The organism is Streptosporangium sp. NPDC051023 (genome assembly GCF_040689595.1).
Classification (GTDB): Bacteria; Actinomycetota; Actinomycetes; order Streptosporangiales; family Streptosporangiaceae; genus Streptosporangium.
The window spans coordinates 40,804-58,211 of record NZ_JBFBCE010000061.1; the positions used below are offsets into that span (position 1 = coordinate 40,804).

16 protein-coding genes are annotated in these 17,408 nt (G+C 71.1%); 11 read left to right on the forward strand and 5 right to left on the reverse strand.

Annotated elements, in window-relative coordinates; translation table 11 throughout:
• The first annotated feature begins 13 nt into the window (after positions 1–13).
• The 7 genes from AB0395_RS32140 to nagZ all read left to right on the forward strand — a co-directional run bounded on the left by AB0395_RS32140 (position 14) and on the right by nagZ (position 5,997).
• Positions 14–1,048, forward strand: coding sequence for an SIS domain-containing protein (locus tag AB0395_RS32140; protein WP_366287589.1), 1,035 nt, complete (start codon positions 14–16; stop codon positions 1,046–1,048).
• 52 nt (positions 1,049–1,100) lie between these two features.
• Positions 1,101–1,337: a PTS glucose/sucrose transporter subunit IIB gene (locus tag AB0395_RS32145; protein ID WP_366287591.1), complete on the forward strand. Its 237-nt coding sequence runs from the start codon at positions 1,101–1,103 to the stop codon at positions 1,335–1,337.
• A gap of 51 nt (positions 1,338–1,388) precedes the next feature.
• Entirely contained in the window at positions 1,389–1,835 is a 447-nt protein-coding gene (locus AB0395_RS32150; protein WP_366287593.1) for a PTS glucose transporter subunit IIA, read from the forward strand.
• 58 nt (positions 1,836–1,893) lie between these two features.
• Complete coding sequence (locus tag AB0395_RS32155; protein WP_366287595.1) at positions 1,894–2,532, forward strand: HAD family phosphatase; 639 nt, start codon at positions 1,894–1,896, stop codon at positions 2,530–2,532.
• A gap of 45 nt (positions 2,533–2,577) precedes the next feature.
• Entirely contained in the window at positions 2,578–2,835 is a 258-nt protein-coding gene (locus AB0395_RS32160) for an HPr family phosphocarrier protein (protein WP_366287597.1), read from the forward strand.
• Entirely contained in the window at positions 2,832–4,514 is a 1,683-nt protein-coding gene (gene ptsP / locus AB0395_RS32165; RefSeq protein ID WP_366287599.1) for a phosphoenolpyruvate--protein phosphotransferase, read from the forward strand. Before AB0395_RS32160 ends, ptsP begins: the two co-directional genes overlap by 4 nt.
• 136 nt (positions 4,515–4,650) lie before the next feature.
• Positions 4,651–5,997 carry a beta-N-acetylhexosaminidase gene (nagZ, locus tag AB0395_RS32170; RefSeq protein ID WP_366287601.1) on the forward strand — a complete coding sequence of 449 codons (1,347 nt, stop codon included), beginning with the start codon at positions 4,651–4,653 and terminating at the stop codon, positions 5,995–5,997.
• Positions 5,998–6,138: 141 nt separating this feature from the next.
• On the opposite strand, the gene AB0395_RS32175 is transcribed toward nagZ, so the two are convergent.
• The 4 genes from AB0395_RS32175 to AB0395_RS32190 all read right to left on the reverse strand — a co-directional run bounded on the left by AB0395_RS32175 (position 6,139) and on the right by AB0395_RS32190 (position 13,544).
• Complete coding sequence (locus tag AB0395_RS32175; protein WP_366287603.1) at positions 6,139–6,264, reverse strand: hypothetical protein; 126 nt, start codon at positions 6,262–6,264, stop codon at positions 6,139–6,141.
• 80 nt (positions 6,265–6,344) lie between these two features.
• A complete protein-coding gene (locus AB0395_RS32180; RefSeq protein WP_366287605.1) occupies positions 6,345–10,796 on the reverse strand; it encodes an HAD-IC family P-type ATPase in 4,452 nt (1,483 codons plus the stop codon).
• A 215-nt stretch (positions 10,797–11,011) separates the two neighbouring features.
• Positions 11,012–12,112, reverse strand: a complete 1,101-nt coding sequence (locus AB0395_RS32185; RefSeq protein WP_366287607.1) for a hypothetical protein — start codon at positions 12,110–12,112, stop codon at positions 11,012–11,014.
• Between the two features lie 229 nt (positions 12,113–12,341).
• On the reverse strand, positions 12,342–13,544 hold the full coding sequence (locus AB0395_RS32190; RefSeq protein ID WP_366287609.1) for an acyl-CoA dehydrogenase family protein: 1,203 nt from the start codon (positions 13,542–13,544) through the stop codon (positions 12,342–12,344).
• Between the two features lie 82 nt (positions 13,545–13,626).
• Here AB0395_RS32190 and AB0395_RS32195 point away from each other — a divergent pair, with 82 nt between their 5' ends.
• The 4 genes from AB0395_RS32195 to AB0395_RS32210 all read left to right on the forward strand — a co-directional run bounded on the left by AB0395_RS32195 (position 13,627) and on the right by AB0395_RS32210 (position 16,706).
• Positions 13,627–14,271 (forward strand): HAD family phosphatase, encoded by a 645-nt coding sequence (locus AB0395_RS32195; protein WP_366287611.1) that lies wholly within the window; start codon positions 13,627–13,629, stop codon positions 14,269–14,271.
• Positions 14,272–14,394: 123 nt separating this feature from the next.
• Positions 14,395–14,901: a hypothetical protein gene (locus AB0395_RS32200; RefSeq protein ID WP_366287613.1), complete on the forward strand. Its 507-nt coding sequence runs from the start codon at positions 14,395–14,397 to the stop codon at positions 14,899–14,901.
• 126 nt (positions 14,902–15,027) lie between these two features.
• Positions 15,028–15,660: an HAD hydrolase-like protein gene (locus tag AB0395_RS32205; protein WP_366287615.1), complete on the forward strand. Its 633-nt coding sequence runs from the start codon at positions 15,028–15,030 to the stop codon at positions 15,658–15,660.
• 326 nt (positions 15,661–15,986) lie between these two features.
• Positions 15,987–16,706, forward strand: a complete 720-nt coding sequence (locus AB0395_RS32210; protein WP_366287623.1) for a haloacid dehalogenase-like hydrolase — start codon at positions 15,987–15,989, stop codon at positions 16,704–16,706.
• A gap of 85 nt (positions 16,707–16,791) precedes the next feature.
• Here AB0395_RS32210 and AB0395_RS32215 read toward each other — a convergent pair whose 3' ends face one another.
• Complete coding sequence (locus tag AB0395_RS32215) at positions 16,792–17,190, reverse strand: hypothetical protein (RefSeq protein WP_366287617.1); 399 nt, start codon at positions 17,188–17,190, stop codon at positions 16,792–16,794.
• Positions 17,191–17,408: the final 218 nt, after the last annotated feature.

Genomic DNA, 17,408 nt, shown 5'->3' on the forward strand with positions numbered 1-17,408 from the left:
CGAAGGATGAGCGATGACGACCAAGATGCGCAGCGAGATCGCTGAGCAGCCCGCTGCGTTGCGAGCCACGCTGGACGCCCTCCTCCCCAGGGTCGGGGAGGTGGAACAACTCGCGGGGCAGACTCGCCAGCTGCTGTTCATCGCCCGCGGTACCTCCGACAATGCCGCAGTCTACGGCCGTTATCTCGCTGAGGCACACACGGGCCGTCTGTCCACGCTGGCCGCGCCCTCGATCGCCACCACCTACAAGCGCAAGGTGGACCTCGACGGGGTGCTGGCCGTCGCGCTCTCCCAGTCCGGCAGGACCGAGGAGATCGTCGAGACCCTCTCCTGGGCGAAGGCCTGCGGAGCCAGGACCGTCGCCATCACCAACGGCGGCGAGCAGAGCCCCCTCGCCCAGGCCGCCGACCTGGCCCTGTGCACCCTCGCAGGTGAGGAGAAGGCCGTCCCGGCGACCAAGACCTACACCACCCAGCTCGCCGCGCTCGCCGTGCTTGGCCTGGGCCTCGGCGCCGACGTCAACCCCGCGGACCTGCAGCGGGTGCCGGACGCCGTGGAGAAGTTGATCGCCGAGCCCGGCGACCTCGAGGCGATCGTCGAGGGCCTGGCAGACAAGCCCGGCGTCGTGGTCTCCGGCCGTGGCCTGGCCTTCTCCACCGCGCTTGAGTTGGCGCTCAAGCTCAAGGAGGCCTGCTACCTGCACGCCATGGGCCTGTCGTACGCGGACCTGCTGCACGGCCCGATCGCGGTGGTCGACGAGGACACCCCCGCCATCCTGGTCGCGGCGGGTGAGGGCCCGACTCTGGCCGGGACGATCGCGCTCGCCGAGCGGGTCACCGGCGCGGGCGCCTCCGCCTTCACCGTCGGCGGTGGCACCGCGCTCGCCGCGGCTTCGACCGCCGCGCTCAACGGTCCCGACCTTCCCGAATGGGTCGCCCCGCTCGCCCTCATCGTCCCGGGACAGCTGCTGACCGAGGCCCTCGCGCGCAGGCTCGGCATCGATCCGGACGCCCCCCGAGGTCTCAACAAGGTGACCCAGACCGACTGATCCTCTCGTGTCGTTTAGCCTGGTCAAAGACCGATGACGACTGGAGGACGACATGGCGGCTGACGCCGACGCGATCATCGCGGGACTCGGTGGCGCGGAGAACATCATTGAGATCGAACCGTGCATCACCCGGCTCCGCACCGAGGTGCGTGATGCCTCCAAGGTCGATCAGGCGGCCCTGCGGGCGGCCGGCGCGCACGGAGTGATGGCCGCGGGCAACATCGTCCAGGTGGTCGTGGGGCCCGAAGCGGACACGATCGCCAGCGACATCGAGGACATCATCGGCTGAGGAGCGCCGGGTCGTCCTCGCCCCGCGGGGCGAGGAAGCCGAGGGGGTGTGATGACCACAGTTCTGGCCCCGGTTCCGGGAGCAGCTGTAGGCCTCTGGGCCGTTCCCGACCCGGTGTTCTCCCAGGGCCTCGTCGGGCCGGGACTGGCGATCGAACCGCTGAGGGGGCCGGGCCAGGCGGTCGCGCCCATCGCCGGTAAGATCGTCAAGCTGCACCCGCACGCCTTCGTCGTCGTCGGCGACGACGGCCGGGGGGTCCTGGTCCATCTGGGCATCGACACCGTCCAGCTCAAGGGCGAGGGTTTCGAACTGCTCGCGGTGGAGGGAGACCTGGTGGACGCGGGGCAGCCCGTGGTCGCCTGGAACCCGGCCCAGGTCGAGGCGGGCGGGCGCTGCCCCGTCTGCCCGGTCGTGGCGCTTGACGCGGTCGAAGAAGCCGTCACCAGGATCGCCGAGGGTCCGGTGAACGCGGGAGACGAGCTCTTCCGGTGGACATGAGCCCTTCGCGAGGCATACGGCCCGCGAAGGCGGAGACGATCTTTAGGCGGGGGCGATCATGGACGCTGCGCTGTTCGACCTGGACGGCACGCTCATCAACACCGAGCGCCGAAGCCAGGCCATGTGGGCCATGCTGCTCGACAGGCACGGGGTGAGCCACGACGACGGCGTGCTCCGCGGGTTCATCGGGCGGCGGGGGCGCGACGTCCTGGCCGAGCGGGCCGGTCTCTTTCCCGGCGCGCGGATCGACGACCTCATCGCGGAGCTCCTCTCCTTCCACGATCACCCGGGCCTGCCCGACGTCACGCCGGTGCCGGGCGCCGCGGACCTGGTGCGCAGGGTCGCCGAGTACGGCGCGCGGGTCGCCGTCGTCACCTCCGCCTCCCGGGACGTGGCGGAGAAGCGGCTCGCCGAGGTGGGGGTGAGCGACCTCGTGCTGACCGTCGTGTCAGCCCAGGACGTCACCGTCGGTAAGCCGGATCCCGAGGGTTTCCTGCTGGCCGCGGCGCGGCTGGCGGTCGATCCCTTACGGTGCGTCGCCTTCGAGGATTCGATCGCCGGGATTGCGGCTGCCAAGGCGGCGGGTATGACATGCGTGGGCATAGCGACGACCCACGCGGGCGCGGAGCTGGCCGAGGCGGACCTCGTGGTCACCGACCTGACGACGGTCGACTGGCCTCCATCCACCATACGATGAGCCGGGCGGTCTAGACCGCACGGCCGACTCTTGCAGGAGGAGCACGTGGCCCAGCGCCAAGTCACCGTTGAGTCCGAGGTCGGCCTGCACGCCCGCCCCGCCGCGACGTTCGTGCAGACCGCGGCCAGGGCATCACTGGACGTCACCGTCGCCAAAGGGGGCGGTGAGCCGGTGAACGCCAAGAGCATCCTCGCGGTCCTGTCCCTGGACGTCCGGCAGGGAGACACCGTGATGATCAAAGCGGAGGGCGAGGGGGCCGACGAGCTGCTGGACGAGCTTGCACTCATCGCATCGGCCCCATGAACACGCTCGCGGGGGTCGGCGTGAGTCCGGGCGTCGGGTTCGGGCCCGGATACGTCTTCTCCCGCGACGTCCCCGCGCCGGATCCCGGCGCCCGTCACGGTGGGGACGCCGAGGCGGAGCGGGCCAGGGCCACGTCCGCACTGGAGTGGGTGGCCGCCGACCTGGAGGAACGGGGGGCCAGGGCGGGCGGCCAGGCACAGGAGATCCTCAAGGCCCAGGCGCTGATGGCGCGCGACCCCGGGCTCGCCGTCGGGGTCGCCACGCTGATCGACGCGGGCGCGACCGCCGCCCTCGCGGTCTACGAGGGATTCGGCGGATACCGCGAGATGCTCGTCGGAGCCGGGGGATATCTCGGGGAGCGCGCCGCCGATCTGGACGACGTGCGGGACAGGGTCGTCGTGGTGCTGGAGGGGCTGCCCGCGCCGGGCCTGCCGGAGAAGGGGGCGCAGCCGTACGTCCTCATCGCCCGTGACCTGGCGCCCGCCGACACGGCGGCGCTGTCCAGGGACGTGGTCGCCGCGTTCGTCACCGAGCAGGGCGGCCCGACCAGCCACACCGCGATCCTCGCCCGCGCGATGGGCGTTCCCGCCGTCGTGGCCTGCCAGGGAGCGGCCTCGATCGCCGCGGGGACCCAGGTGCTGGTCGACGGCTTCTCCGGTCTCGTACGGCTCGCGCCCTCCGACGAGGAGGTGACCACGGTGACGAGGGCCGCCGCCGCCAGGCAGTCCGTGCTCGCGGCGGCCACGGGGCCGGGAGCGACCTCGGACGGGCACGTCGTGCCGCTGCTGGCCAACGTCGGCGGGCCGCGCGACGTGGAGGGCGCGCTGCGGAACGGGGCCGAGGGCGTCGGGCTCTACCGCACCGAGTTCCTCTTTCTCGACAGGACGCAGGCGCCCACGGAGGAGGAGCAGGTCGCCGCGTACCTGGCGGTGCTCAACGCCTTTCCCGGCAGCCGGGTGGTCGTGCGGACACTCGACGCGGGAGCGGACAAGCCGCTGGCCTTCCTGCCGCCGCCGGGCGCGGAACCCAACCCCGCGCTCGGACAGCGCGGACTGCGGCTTTTCCAAAAGCATCCAGAGATCATGAACACCCAGCTTCGGGCGCTGGCCAGGGCCGCGTCCCAGTCGTCGGCCAGGCTCCAGGTGATGGCCCCGATGGTGGCCACCAGACAAGAGGCCGCCTGGTACGTGGCGGCCTGCAGGGAGGCCGGGATCCCCTCGGCCGGAGTGATGATCGAGATCCCGTCGGCCGCCCTGCGGGCCTCCGACCTGGCGGCCGAGGCCGACTTCTTCTCGATCGGGACCAACGACCTGGCCCAGTACGCCCTGGCGGCCGACCGGGAGGTCGGCGGGCTCACCACGCTGCACGACCCCTGGCAGCCCGCGCTGCTCGAGCTCGTCCTCATGGCCGCGAACGGCGCCGCCGAGCAGGGCAAGCAGTGCGGGGTCTGCGGGGAGGCGGCCGGGGATCCGGTCCTGGCCTGCGTGCTGGTCGGAATCGGCGTCACCTCGTTGTCGATGGCGCCTGCCGCGCTGCCCGCCGTACGGGCCGCGCTGTCGCTGCACACCCAGGAGCAGTGCATGCTGGCCGCGCAGGCGGCGCTGGCCACCACCTCCCCGAGGGAGGCGCGCGGCGCGGCCCGCGCCCATCTGCCAGGGCTGGCCGGGTTGGCCCTCTGAGAGGCCGGCCCGCGGAGGGGGTCCGGCCCCGCGCGCGGGGAGGTTCGGCTCTCCGGGAGAACGGCGAGGTGGGAGGGGCGCGGCGTGTCGGGTCTTCGGCGCGGATAGCGTGGAGCCCATGGTTCGGTGTATTCGCATGACGGGTCTCGCAGTGATCGCGACGATGGTGGCCGGGTGTGCCGCCACGGGGGCGTCCGCGCCCGTCAGGCCCGCGGGCCAGGCGGGCCTTGCGGACCAGGCGGCGGATGGCGTGGCTCCTTCGACCTCCGCGGCTCCTTCGACCTCCGCAGCTCCCGGCACGCCCGCGGCCCAGGCATCCTCGTCCCCCGCCGCTTCCGGGGTCGAGGCCGTCCTGGCGAAGATGAGCGTTGAGGAGAAGGTCGGGCAGCTCTTCATGCCGGTCCTGTACGGCCCCGCGGCGGACACGCCCTCGGCGGAGAACCGGGCGCGCTACGGCGTCGACACCTCCGCGAAGATGATCGCGAAGTACCGGCCAGGAGGCGTGATCCTGTTTCCTTGGGCGAACAACGTCAAGAGCGTCCGGCAGGTCGTCGCGCTCACCAACGGGCTGCAGGAGGCGTCCCCGAGGGTTCCGCTGCTCATCGGCGCCGACCAGGAGAACGGCCGGGTCTCGCGCCTCGCGCCGCTGGTCACCGACATGCCGGGAGCGTCGGTGATCGGCTCGACCGGCGATCCGTCGCTGGCACGCAGGGCCGCGAAGGTGACGGGGACCGAGCTGAAGGCGCTGGGCGTCAACCTCGACTTCTCCCCGGTCGCCGACGTGAACATCAACCCGAACAACCCGGTGATCGGCCCCCGCGCCTACGGTTCCGACCCCCGCAAGGTCGCGCCGATGGTCGCCGCCGCCGTTCAGGGCTTCCACGACGCGGGCATCGCCTCGACGGCCAAGCACTTCCCCGGTCACGGTGACACCAACGTGGACAGCCACACCGGGCTGCCGGTGATCCAGCACTCCCTGTCCCAGTGGGAGAAGCTGGACGCCCCGCCGTTCGCCGCCGCCATCGGCAAGGACATCGACGCGATCATGAGCGCCCATGTGGTCATGCCCAAGCTCGACCCGTCCGGCGACCCGGCGACCCTGTCCAAGCCGATCCTGACCGGCCTGCTGCGTGAGAAGCTCGGCTTCGACGGGGTCGTCTCGACCGACGCGCTGGACATGGCCGGGGTGCGCAAGAAGTACGGCGACGGCCAGGTCGCGGTCCGGGCCATCCAGGCGGGGGCCGACATGCTGCTGATGCCGCCGAACTACTCCAAGGCGTACGAGGCGCTGCTGGGTGCGGTGCGGTCGGGGAAGATCTCCACCGCGCGGCTCGACCAGTCGGTACGGCGGATGCTGAAGCTGAAGGCCGCGAGGGGTCTGCTGGTGAAGGCGCCGGTCGCCGACCCCGACGAGGCGGAGCGGGTGTTGCGCTCGGCCGAGCACCGCAAGGTCGCCCAGCTCATCAACAGCCGGGCCCGCTGACCGAGAGCGGGCCGTGCCGGGGGCCGAAGACGGTTGTGGGCAGACCACGGGGCAGGCCATGGACAGACCACGGGGCAGGGCTCGGGTGCCGTCGGGTGCCGGGACGCGGCGCGGCGCGGGCGGTGCGCCGGGCGCGGGATTTCAGGCGGGCAGGAGACCACCACGCCGGATCATCGCAAGGGCGAGGGCCTGGACGATGCGCATGACGAGTGCTTCGAGCAGGAGAGCCGCGGCCTTGGCGACGACTGAGGCCAGGAATCCGGACATAAGAACCTCGAATCAATAAATCGCTCTTATGGTGATGATTCCTGACAAAACGACGTAAGGCAATACCTTAAGGTTGCCGTTCAGTGAACAGGTGGTGACGTGTCGCGGCTTCCCCGCTCGACCGCCACCCCGATGAGGGTGGCGGCGACGGCGGTGCCGAGGGCGACACTCCATCCGACGGGCCCGAGCGGGCGGCAGCCGAAGAACCCGCAGACACCGGGAAGGGAGACGCTCGCGCCCAGGACCGCAAGGGAGACCAGTACGGCCAGCGCGATCACCCGGTCCCGGCCTCCCGCGGCCAGGGTCTGGAACAGCTGCGCGGAGACCAGGGCGACCAGGCCGATCGTGTTCGCCCGTCCTCGGGTCCCGGTCATCCGGCCGACCGTCCAGGCGGCGTAGGCGGCCGCCGCCGTCGTGACGGCGCGCACGTAGATGTCGCGGGTCAGCGAGGCGCCGAGGGAGGCCTCAGGCCCCTCGGCGAGCAGCTTCTGCGGACTGGTCGCCGCCGGGGGCCTGGCGGCGACCGTCATCGCGGGCAGCATGTCGGTCAGCAGATTGACCAGCAGCAACTGGCGGGCGTTCAGCACGTTCCTGCCGGTGAGGAGGCTCGAACCGACCGCGAAGACGACCTCGCCGACATTGCCGCCGAGCAGGATGCCCAGGGCGTCGCGGACCGAGCTCCACATGGCCCTGCCCTCGGTGATCGCGTCGACGATCGTCTCGATGCGGTCGTCGGTCACCACGACGTCGGCGGCGGCTCTGGCCGCCGGGGTGGCCCGGGAGCCCAGGGCGATCCCCACGTCCGCGGCGCGGATGGCGGGGGCGTCGTTCGCCCCGTCCCCGGTCACCGCGACGACCTTGCCCGAGCGGCGCAGGCAGCCGACGATCCTGACCTTGTGGGCGGGGGTTGTCCTGGCGAAGACCGCCACATGGGGCAGCGCCTCCGTCAGGGCCTCGTCGTCGAGCTCGTCCAGCTCGGGACCGGTCATGACCCGCCCGTCCTCCAGCACGTCGAGCTCGGCGGCGATCGCCTCCGCGGTGCTCGGATGATCACCAGTGATCATGACGACCCGGACGCCCGCCAGCGCGAGGCGCCGGACGCTCTCGGCCGCCGTCGGCCTGGCGGGGTCGGCCAGGCAGAGGAATCCCAGGAAGGTCAGGCCCTCGACGCGGGACTCGACGAGGTCACGGCGGTCCGACGCGGGACGCTCCGCGACCGCGAGCACTCGGTATCCCTGCAGGGCGAGCCTGTCGACCTCCTTTTCGAGCCCCCTTCTCGCGGACTCGGTGAGCGGGACCGTGTCCCGGTCGCGGAGCAGGCTCACGCAGCCGGTGAGCACGGCCTCGGGAGCGCCCTTGACGCTCAGCAGGTGTCCCGCGGACCCCAGGCCGAGCACGGCGTGGTAGCCGCGGCCCGGCTCGAAGGGAAGCTCGTCGATCCGCTTCCAGACGCCGAGTCCCTCCTCCGGCGTCACCCCGAGCCGCCGGGCCCCCTCGACCACGGCGTGGTCCGTGGGATGGGGAATGGGCCGCCCGCCGTCGTGCCGGGGGCTCGCGCGCAGTCCCGCGGCCACGATCCGCTCCAGCTGGGGAGTCAGCGCCTCGGCGGGGCGTTCCGTGCGCCCGTCGGAGACGCACCGCAGGCTGATGCGCCCCTCGGTCAGCGTCCCCGTCTTGTCGAAGCAGAGCACGTTCACCCGGCCGAGGGCCTCGATCGTCGAGGGGTTGGGCACCAGGGTCTCCCGGGTCGACAACCGCCTGGCGGCGGCCAGCTCGGCGGCCGAGGCGACAAAGGGGAGCCCCTCGGGCACCGAGGCGACGGCGAGGCTCACCGCGGGGGCGAGCGCCTGCGAAAGCGACCTTCCCCGCAGCAGGTCCGCGACCAGCAGGACCAGGCCGGAGCCGATCGCCACCGGCAGGATCCGCCGGCTCAGCGCGCGCAGCCTGAGCTGCACCCCGCTCGGCGGGCGCTCCTCGACGGACAGCCTGGCGGTCCTGGCCGCCTCCGTCTCCTCGCCCGCCGCCACGACAACGGCGAGCCCGTGTCCCGCGGCGACCGTCGTGCCCTGGTAGACCATCGAGCTCCGGTCCGCGACGGCGGAGGCGCCGACCGGCGTCGGCGCCTTCGTGACCAGCAGGGACTCACCGGTCAGCCCCGCCTCGTCGATCTCGAGGCCGACGGCGGTGAGTATCCGGCAGTCGGCGGGCACGGTGTCGCCCGCCCGCAGCTCGATGACGTCGCCAGGGGCGAGTTCGTCCGCGGTGACCGGCTCGCGGGAACCACCGGATGGACCTGGGCGGCGAAGCCGTACGCGGTCCGCGACGGTCTCGGTCAGCTCGTGCAGCGCGCGGTTGGCCGTGAACCGCTGGCCTCCGCCGATGAGCGCGTCGACGACCATGACGGCCGCGATCAGCACCCCGTCGAAGACCGATCCGACCACGGCGGAGACGCCCGCCCCGGCCGCCAGCACCGGGGTCAGCGGGTTGGCCAGCTCCTCGACGGACGCGCGGAGCAGCGAGTCGCTGCCGCCCGGTGTTCCCGGTGGTGGCTGAGGCCTGCGCCGTACGGCCTCGGCTCTGGTGATCCCGTTCAGCGAGGAGTCGAGCCTGGCCAGGACGTCCTCGATCGGCATGGCGTGCCAGGGGGTGGGGTCGGCCCGACCCGTGGGCGTCCCGCGCCCGGCCTCGAGGGCCGTCCACTCGCCGATGGCCATCGCGGCCAGCGCCGTCCCGTCGCTCATCAGATGGGCTCTGCGCACCGAGGAGGCCCTGGGGCCCGTGACCGCCAGCGCGGCTCCCGCCGCGGCTGCCGCGACGCCGAGCCGTACGCACCGCTCGCTCGCCCTCCTTGCGGGCGCCAGGTAGCTCAGCAGCAGGTGGGCCGCGTCGAGGTCACCGAGCACGTCCGCCTCCCACGGCACGCTGTCCGGGCCGCCCAGCACGCCGAAGCCCAGGTCGGCCTGGGCCATCGCGGACGTGGAGCGCCCGGAGACCAGTGCCACCCCGTGGCCGTCCGCCTGGAGCGCGCGGATCCGCGAGGTGAGCCGGTGGCCGCCTGACACGGTTTTCAGCCGGCGGCCCTCGGGCGCGCCCCTGCCCGTGGCGAGCCGCCTGCCCACCCCTCGGGCGTCGCCGGCCAGCATCACGGTGCATGTGCCTGCCGCCGCGGCGACGAGCGCGTCCGCCTGGGGGTGGACCTCCGGTGCCAGACCGGCGAGGGCGATCAGGACGCCCTGTCTCGTCACGCGGACCGGCCGCAGGCCGAGCGTCCTCCACTCGGGTGCCTCCGCCGGGATGAGCCTGGCCAGCTCGGCCGTCCCGGCCTGTGGCTCCGCTGCCCACAGACCGTGCCGCCCGCGCGCGCCGGGGTCGGTGACGTCGATCAGGACGTGGAGCAGCGCGTGTAGTTCGTCGAGGTCCACGCCCTCGGCCAGGGGAACGACCCGGTCGATCGTCCACGAGCCGGTGCCGAGCAGGGCCGCGTCGAGGACAACCGTGTCCACGCCGTCCATGCGGCGCAGCGCCTCGCTGTTGAGGACGACCGTGCCACGCCTGGCCAGTGTGCGTCCGACCGCGCTGGCGAACGTCTCACGGCCGGCCTTCGCGGCCTTGGGCGTCGCCGAGATCATCATGGCGAGCGCTCGCCTGCGGCTGTCGCTGACGACGCGGGTCAGCACGGAGGCCCCGAGCGCGGCCGGGCTCGCGATGCGCTCGAACCGCTCGACAGGACTCCGGGTCAGAGGGGCGGGGCGCGGTCTCCTGGACGTGCGGGTGTGCCGATACGCCCCCTCCCTGGAGGCCAGGTCCTGCGCGTGCAGCTCCCAGGCGCGCCGTGCCTCGTGCGCCTCCACGTAGCGTTCCGCGGCGGCGATCGACTGGACCAGCAGCGCCAGCGGACGCAGCGCGAGCGTGTTGGTGACCACGTTCGCCGCCGTGAACAGGGTGGAGGCGGTCTGGTGACCGAAGCGGCGTTCCAGCTCGGCACGGATCGCCGGGGTCGATTCGGTCAGGTGCAACAGGGCGGGGACGACAGGGGAGAGGGGCGGGACGTGGGCGGCGCGCCCGGCGAACGCCAGACCGGCTCCGAGGAGGCTCACGCCGAGCCGGATACCCGCGCGGGTGTGCTGCTCGACCACCCTGGACATCGACGGCCCCGGTCCCAGCTCCTCGAGCGGCCCGGGTTCCTCGGGCTCGCCCGCCTCCTCCGCCTCCTCTGCCTCCCCGCCGTCGAGCTCCTCGACGATCGACAGCAGCTTCTCCAGGTCGACGACGTCACAGTCGCCTCCGACGAAGATGACACCGAGGGCACCGTTGACCTCGGCCCGTTCGACTCCGTCCAGCACGAGAAGCAGGGCTTCGAGACGTCGTGCCAGCCGTTCGGTGCCGGGGCCGCCGATCGAGCGCAGGTCGACATGGAATCCGCCGGAGGTCGCCCTTATCGCACGAGGGTGCGGCAACGCGTCCCGGACGGCGCCCGGCACGAGGCCCCACAGCGTTTCGGTGGAAAGCGTGAGCACACGCGACAGCAACATCCGGCCCTCCAGCAGACGGGCCGCACGGCCCTGACGGCCGCGACGGCATGTGGCCCGTCTCCTGGCCGCTCAGGCCGTGGCGGCCGGTTCTCAGGTCACGACGGCCCGCCCCCGGGCCGGTCAGATCATGGGTGCGCGTTCCGGCCGGTCGTGTCACTGCGCCGGCCGGGTGACGGGCGTCTGCTCCGGCCGGTCGTGTCATCGCGCGGCCCGGGTCACGCGGCCTTCGCGCGGACGCTCCTCGTCGAGGCGGGTCCTGGGCGACGGTTCCTTCCCCGGGCACGCTGGGCGATCATCGTGCCGACTCCGATGGCGGCGGCGACCGGCCACTCAATTAGCCCCACGACCGCGAGCGCGCCGAGTCCCCCGTAGTAGACCATGCGCTCGGGCGGCGGCAGCAACGACCTGGCCGCGTCGACGGCATGGCCCGCCTCCTGCCGGCTGACGTGCGGCAGATGGAGATGGGGAGCGTGGAGCCGTACGGTCATCATGGGCAGGTTCAGTGTGAGCGAGCGCTCGTCGTGCCCGTCGTGCCCGTGCCGTGCGGGCTGCTGCTCCGGGGCCGTGCGCGTGGTGACCGGAGGCGAGGCGGAGGCCTGCCCGGCGGTCTTCTGCGCGGCGTTCCTCCGCTGCGCGGTGGTCGTCCGCTGTGCCGTGGCCTTCTTCGCCGCGGTGGCCGTCCCCGTGGCCGATTTGGCCCCGGTCCGGGTGGCGGTCGCCCCCGTGGCGGCCTTGGTCCTGGTCCGGGCGGTGGTCGTCCCCGTGGCGGTCTTGGTTCTGCTTCGTGTGGCGGTCGTTCCGGTGGCCGACTTGGCCCTGGTCCGTGCCGTGGCCGGTCCTGTGGCCGCCTTCGTTCTGGTCCGGGTGGCGGTTGTCCCGGTGGCGGCCTTGGTCCTGGCCTGGCCGGTGGTCCCCGTGGCCGCTCCGGTCCGTGTCGTGGTCCGCGTCCTGCCCGTCTGCGTCGCGGCCTTTTCCGTGGTGGTCCGCGCCCTGCTTGTCCGCGGTGTGGCCTTTGTCGTGGCCTTCTCCGCGGCGGTCGTCCCGGTCGTCTTGGTTCTGCTCCGGGCGGCGGTCGTTCCGGTGGCCGACTTGGCCCTGGTCCGTGCCGTGGCCGGTCCCGTGGCCGCCTTGGTTCTGGTCCGGGTGGCGGTCGTCCCCGCGGTCGCTCCGGCACCGGATCGCGTGGCGCCCGTGCCCGAGGTGGTCCCCGCTCTGGCCCGTGCCGTGCTTGTGCCCGCAGGTTTCCGCTCGGCGGGCGTGGCGGGCTTCGAGGTCGTACGGCTGCGCGCTCCGCGAGCCGTCTCGCTTACCGTCATGGCCCCTCCTCACAGGAGTCGAGGAATCGGTTCAAGTGGTGCACGCAAGCGACGAAACCCCTCTCACGTGCGGTTGTCTGGCTTTGGGGCCATTTTTATAGCCTTCCTCCAACCGTCTTGCCGAAACGCACTCCTGTCTACAAATCGGACATAAAGCTAGAAGTGGATGTCTGTGCTCGCGCGGGGTGTCGCCGGAACGGAGCTGTCGGGAGCCACAGGAACGGGGCCGTCAGGAGAGGTAGGGCTTGAGCTCCCGGCGGGCCACGGTGCGGATGTGCACCTCGTCCGGGCCGTCGAAGATGCGCATCGCGCGGGCCTGGGCGTACATGGCGGCGAGCGGGACGTCGTCGGAGACGCCCATGCCGCCGTGGATCTGGATGGCGCGGTCGATCACCTCACAGGCCATCCTGGGGGCGACGACCTTGATGGCGGAGATCTCGGCCGCGGCGGCTCTGGCGCCGACCGTGTCGATCAGCCAGGCGGCCTTCAGGGTGAGCAGCCTGGCCTGCTCGATGGCCAGCCGCGACTCGGCGATCTGCTGCTGCACGACGCCCTGCTGGGCGAGGGTCTGGCCGAAGGCCACGCGGTTGGCGGCGCGGGCGCACATCAGCTCCAGGGCGCGCTCCGCCATGCCGACGGCACGCATGCAGTGGTGGATGCGGCCGGGACCGAGGCGGGCCTGGGCGATGCGGAAGCCGTCGCCCTCCTCACCGATCAGGTTCGCCGCGGGCACCCGGACGTCGGTGAAGACGATCTCGGAGTGACCGTGCTGCTCCTGGTAGCCGAACACCGGCAGGTGGCGGACGACCTCGATGCCGGGGGTGCCCATCGGGACCAGGATCATCGACTGCCGACGGTGTGCGGGCGCCTCGGGATCGGTCTTGCCCATCACGATCATGATCTCGCAGCGCGGGTCCGCCGCGCCGCTGATGAACCACTTGCGACCGTTGATCACGTATTCGGCGCCGTCGCGGGTGATGGAGGTCTCGATGTTCGTCGCGTCACTGGAGGCGACCGCGGGCTCGGTCATCGCGAACGCCGAGCGGATCTCGCCTGCGAGCAGCGGATCGAGCCAGCGGGCCCGCTGCTGCGGCGAGCCGAACATGTGCAGCAGTTCCATGTTCCCCGTGTCCGGGGCGGCGCAGTTCAGCGCCTCGGGGGCGAGGTCGGGGGAGCGGCCGGTGACCTCGGCGAGGCTGGCGTAGTCGAGTACCGACATTCCCGACTCATCAGGCAGGAACAGGTTCCACAGACCGCGTGAGCGGGCCTCGGCCTTGAGGTCCTCGACGACCGGGGGCAGGCCGTGGTCGGCGTGCCCCCTGGCGAGCCGCCAGCCGTGGTAGACCGGCTCGGCCGGGTATACATGCGACACCATGAAATCGGTCAGGTTGGCGAGGTATTCCTCCGCCTTGGTGCTGAGCGCGAAGTCCATGGCCGCCAGTTTCGCACCACCCCCCGCCGGGCTTCCTCACAGGGCACACCTAACCTGGAACGGGTTTCACGAAGGAGGGCGGATGCTCAAGGGCGTGCTGATCGACTGGGCCGGGGTGCTCACCACGGGCATGACCGAGGCGATCGCGGAGTGGATCGTCGCGGACCGTATCGACGGCGTCCATTACCGCGAGGTGATGCGCGAGCTCATCGCGCACGCCTACTCCGGTTCTGAGGATGGGGAGAACGCCATCCACGCGCTGGAACGCGGCGAGATCTCCGGGCTGGACTTCGAACGGGATCTGGCCGCCAGGCTGATCACGCTCGATGGTGTGCCGCCGGTCGCGGAGGGGCTGCTGACCAGGATGTTCGCCGGGTTCCGGCGGGTCGAACCGATGTACGGAATGCTCCGCGAGGCTCGTGCCGCCGGGCTGCGGACCTGTCTGCTGTCCAACTCGTGGGCCAACGAGTATCCCCGTGAGGGCTGGGAGGAGTTCTTCGACGCGGTGGTGATCTCGGGGGAGGTCGGCATGCGCAAGCCGGAGTCGAGGATCTTCGAGCACGCGCTCGGCAGGGTGGGGCTCACGGGACCCGAGTGCGTGTTCGTCGACGACATCGAGGCCAACATCACGGCCGCCCGCGCCCTGGGCATCGTCGGCATCCACCACCGGGATCCCGAGCCGACCATCACCGAGCTGGAGAGGCTTTTCGGCACGCCGCTGCGCTGACGTCCGCGTCGTGTTGCGATCGGGCCGTGCCGTACCTCGCGACCGGGGTGCCCGGGCTGGCACACTCGATGGGTGATCGGCGCCGAACCGGCGCCGATGTCGGAGAGATAGATCGAGGCATCGATGCGCGTCTACCTGCCGTGCACGCTTCCGGCGCTGGCCCGCGTGGCCACCGTGGGGGAGCTCGGCCCGGCCCCGCTGACCGGCTACGCGGTGACCCCCGCGTTGATCGAGTGGTACGTCTCGGGTGACACCGAGGAACTGGAGTACGTCGCCCTGACCGAGGCGGCGAGAGCCTCCCTGAGGATGCTGGCCGAGGACAGGGCCGACGGCATCGAGGCGCCCCCGCGCCGGGTGGTGATCGCCGCCGATGTGCCGGACGACGAGGTGAACGGCGGAGCCGACCTGGAGGAGCGGGCCCGGGTACGGCTGGCCGTCCCGGTCCCGCTCAGCAAGATCGCCGCGGTCCACGTGGACGACGAGTCCGCGACCGCCGACGTGGAGGCCGCCCTCGCCGCGCTGCCCGCCGCCGACCGGGGTGACGACGACGCCCGCTTCACCGTGGACGGAGCCGAGGCCAACGACCTGCTGTGGTACGCCACCCAGGAGATCCCCGACCTGGTCACCTGATGGGGGAAATGTCCGTTTCGATGGGGTGAACGGTCGGTTCGGTGGATTGAACAGTCAGAGAAGCCTGAGGCCGGAGCCCTCTCAGGCGCTCACACCGTGAGAGGGCTGGCTACGCTTGAGGGCGATATGAAGCACATTGTTTGGGACTGGAACGGCACGCTCTTCCACGACATCGACGCAGTGGTCGGCGCCACGAACCGCGTCTTCGAGCCGCACGGGCTCGCCGCCTACGACGCGGACGGCTTCCGCGCGGTCTACACCCGCCCCATCTGGACGTTCTACGAGCGCATCCTCGGCAGGGCTCTCGACGACGGCGAGTGGGAGCGGCTGGACATCGCCTACCACGATCACTACCACCGGCTGATGACGGACTGCGGCCTCGCGGCCGACGCCCTGTCGACGCTGCGAGCCTGGGACGCCACGGGCGGCAGGCAGTCGCTGCTGTCCATGTGGGCGCACGACCGCCTCGTGCCCACGATCGCCGAGTTCGGCATCGACCATCACTTCGTCAGGGTCGACGGCCTGCGCAGCGCCGCGGGAGGACACAAGGCCGAATCGATGGTGTCCCACATCATGGCGCTGGGCGTGGACCCCGCCGACGTGCTCGTGATCGGCGACAGCCTCGACGACGCGCACGCCGCCCAGCACGTCGGGGCGCGAGCGGTCCTCTACACCGGGGGCATGACCGGCAGGGCCGACCTGCATGCCTTCGGCGTCCCGGTCGTCGACACCCTCGCCGACGCCATCGACCACGCCTAGTGGCGGCTACCGGCTCTGCTGTTCGGGCAGACTCGGTGCCTGGTAGCCGCTGGCGAGTGAGCACTCTCGTCGCCAGGACCTTGAGTCCTAGGGGCAGATCGTGCCCTCACCGGTTGGCCAGGGGTCTTGATCGCTGATGGGATGTCGTGTCCGCCGATCGCGCGGCTCCGCTGCTCGCCGTACCGGCGCTCCTGGACTCCCTCGATCCGTGCCGGGGGAGTCCGGCGCATGGCGTTCATGCGGTTAAGGATGGTTTCGCTATTGGTGACCATCAGCGGTCGGCGATGGCCGTAACCTAGGCGTCTACCCCCATCTCGGAGGCCACGATTAGCCGTCTCGTTCTCTGGAACGTCGATCTCACGCTGGTCGACGTGTCCATCGTCACCCGGGAGGCGTACGCCGACGCCTTCCGGCAGGTCACCGGACGGCCCCTGGTCAAGCTGACCCAGCACAACGGCCGCCCCGACTCCGAGATCGTCTTCGAGACCCTCGCCATCAACGGCATCGTCGCAGAGGACGCCCACCTGCCCCTCTTCCTCGACGCCTTGGCCGAGGCCTTCGCGTCCCGCCGTAAGCGCCTGGCCAAGGAAGGGCGGATGATGCCGGGTGCGGCCGAGGCGCTCAAGGCCGTGGGCAAGCTCGGCGGCACGGTCCAGTCGGTGCTCACCGGCACGATCAGGAGCAACGCCGTGCACAAGCTGGAGGCCTTCAAGCTGGACCGGTACGTCGACTTCGAGGTCGGCGGCTACGGCGAGGAGGTCTACCCCAAGGCCACCCTGCTCCAGGTCTCCCAGGGCAGGGCCAGGCAGAAGTACGGCACGGCCTTCGACGGCACCAACACCGTCCTGATCGGCGACTCGGCCAGGGACGTCCAGGCCGCCAAGATCGCCGGAGCCTCGATGATCGCCATCGCCTCGGGCCGCTCCCTCCCCGCCGAACTCCACGAGGCGGGCGCCGACGTCGTTCTCCCTGACCTGTCCAACCCGTCAGAGGTCGTCGCCGCCGTCGCCCGCTTCACCACCCCGGCCGGCGTCTCACCGGTCTGAGTCCTGCGGATTCGCCTGCGTCACGGCTTTGAGAATCCCCACAGGAGCCATTCCTGTGGGGATTCCGACAGCGAAGGCAGATGTGCTACGTCGACACGACGAACTTGTCGCCACCGGCTCTGCGGAGTTGATCCGAGGCGACTAGCTCATCCAACAGATCCTGAACTTCGCGAGCCGACGGAGACGTCTTGCCCGAGTTCTCCAGAAAAAACAACATGTCGTAAAGTGAAAAAACGTCGTCGCCGCTTTCATCGCCGTCGATGTGAACTTGGGCATCATCCGGAAACACGACCGTATAGCCAATGCCGTGCACGAAGTACTCAAGCCCGTTCGTGCATCGCCCCTGGCGTGGCCTGGAGCCGGCCAGCACGGCGTTGACAATCTCCGGTGCCCCGACCACGCCAAAAGTCTCCTCGATGGCCGCCTTGGCCTCCGCGAAGGAGGCCAAGGCGGCTTCGATTACATCTCTACCTTGGGTCGCCACTTGAAACCTAACGTAATTTGTGAGGGTTCAGCTTGTTGCCCATGTACTGCGAGGCGGATTCTAATACGTCGTCCATGTCCTTGAGCCTTTTTCAACCTGAAGCCGCAGGTCATGGAAGCGGTGCGGCGTGCGGCATCTGATCGACAAAGAAAGAAGCCCCTGGTAGAAGGGTTGTCGACCAAGATCAACCTATGCACCAGAGGCTTCGAGTTGCTGTT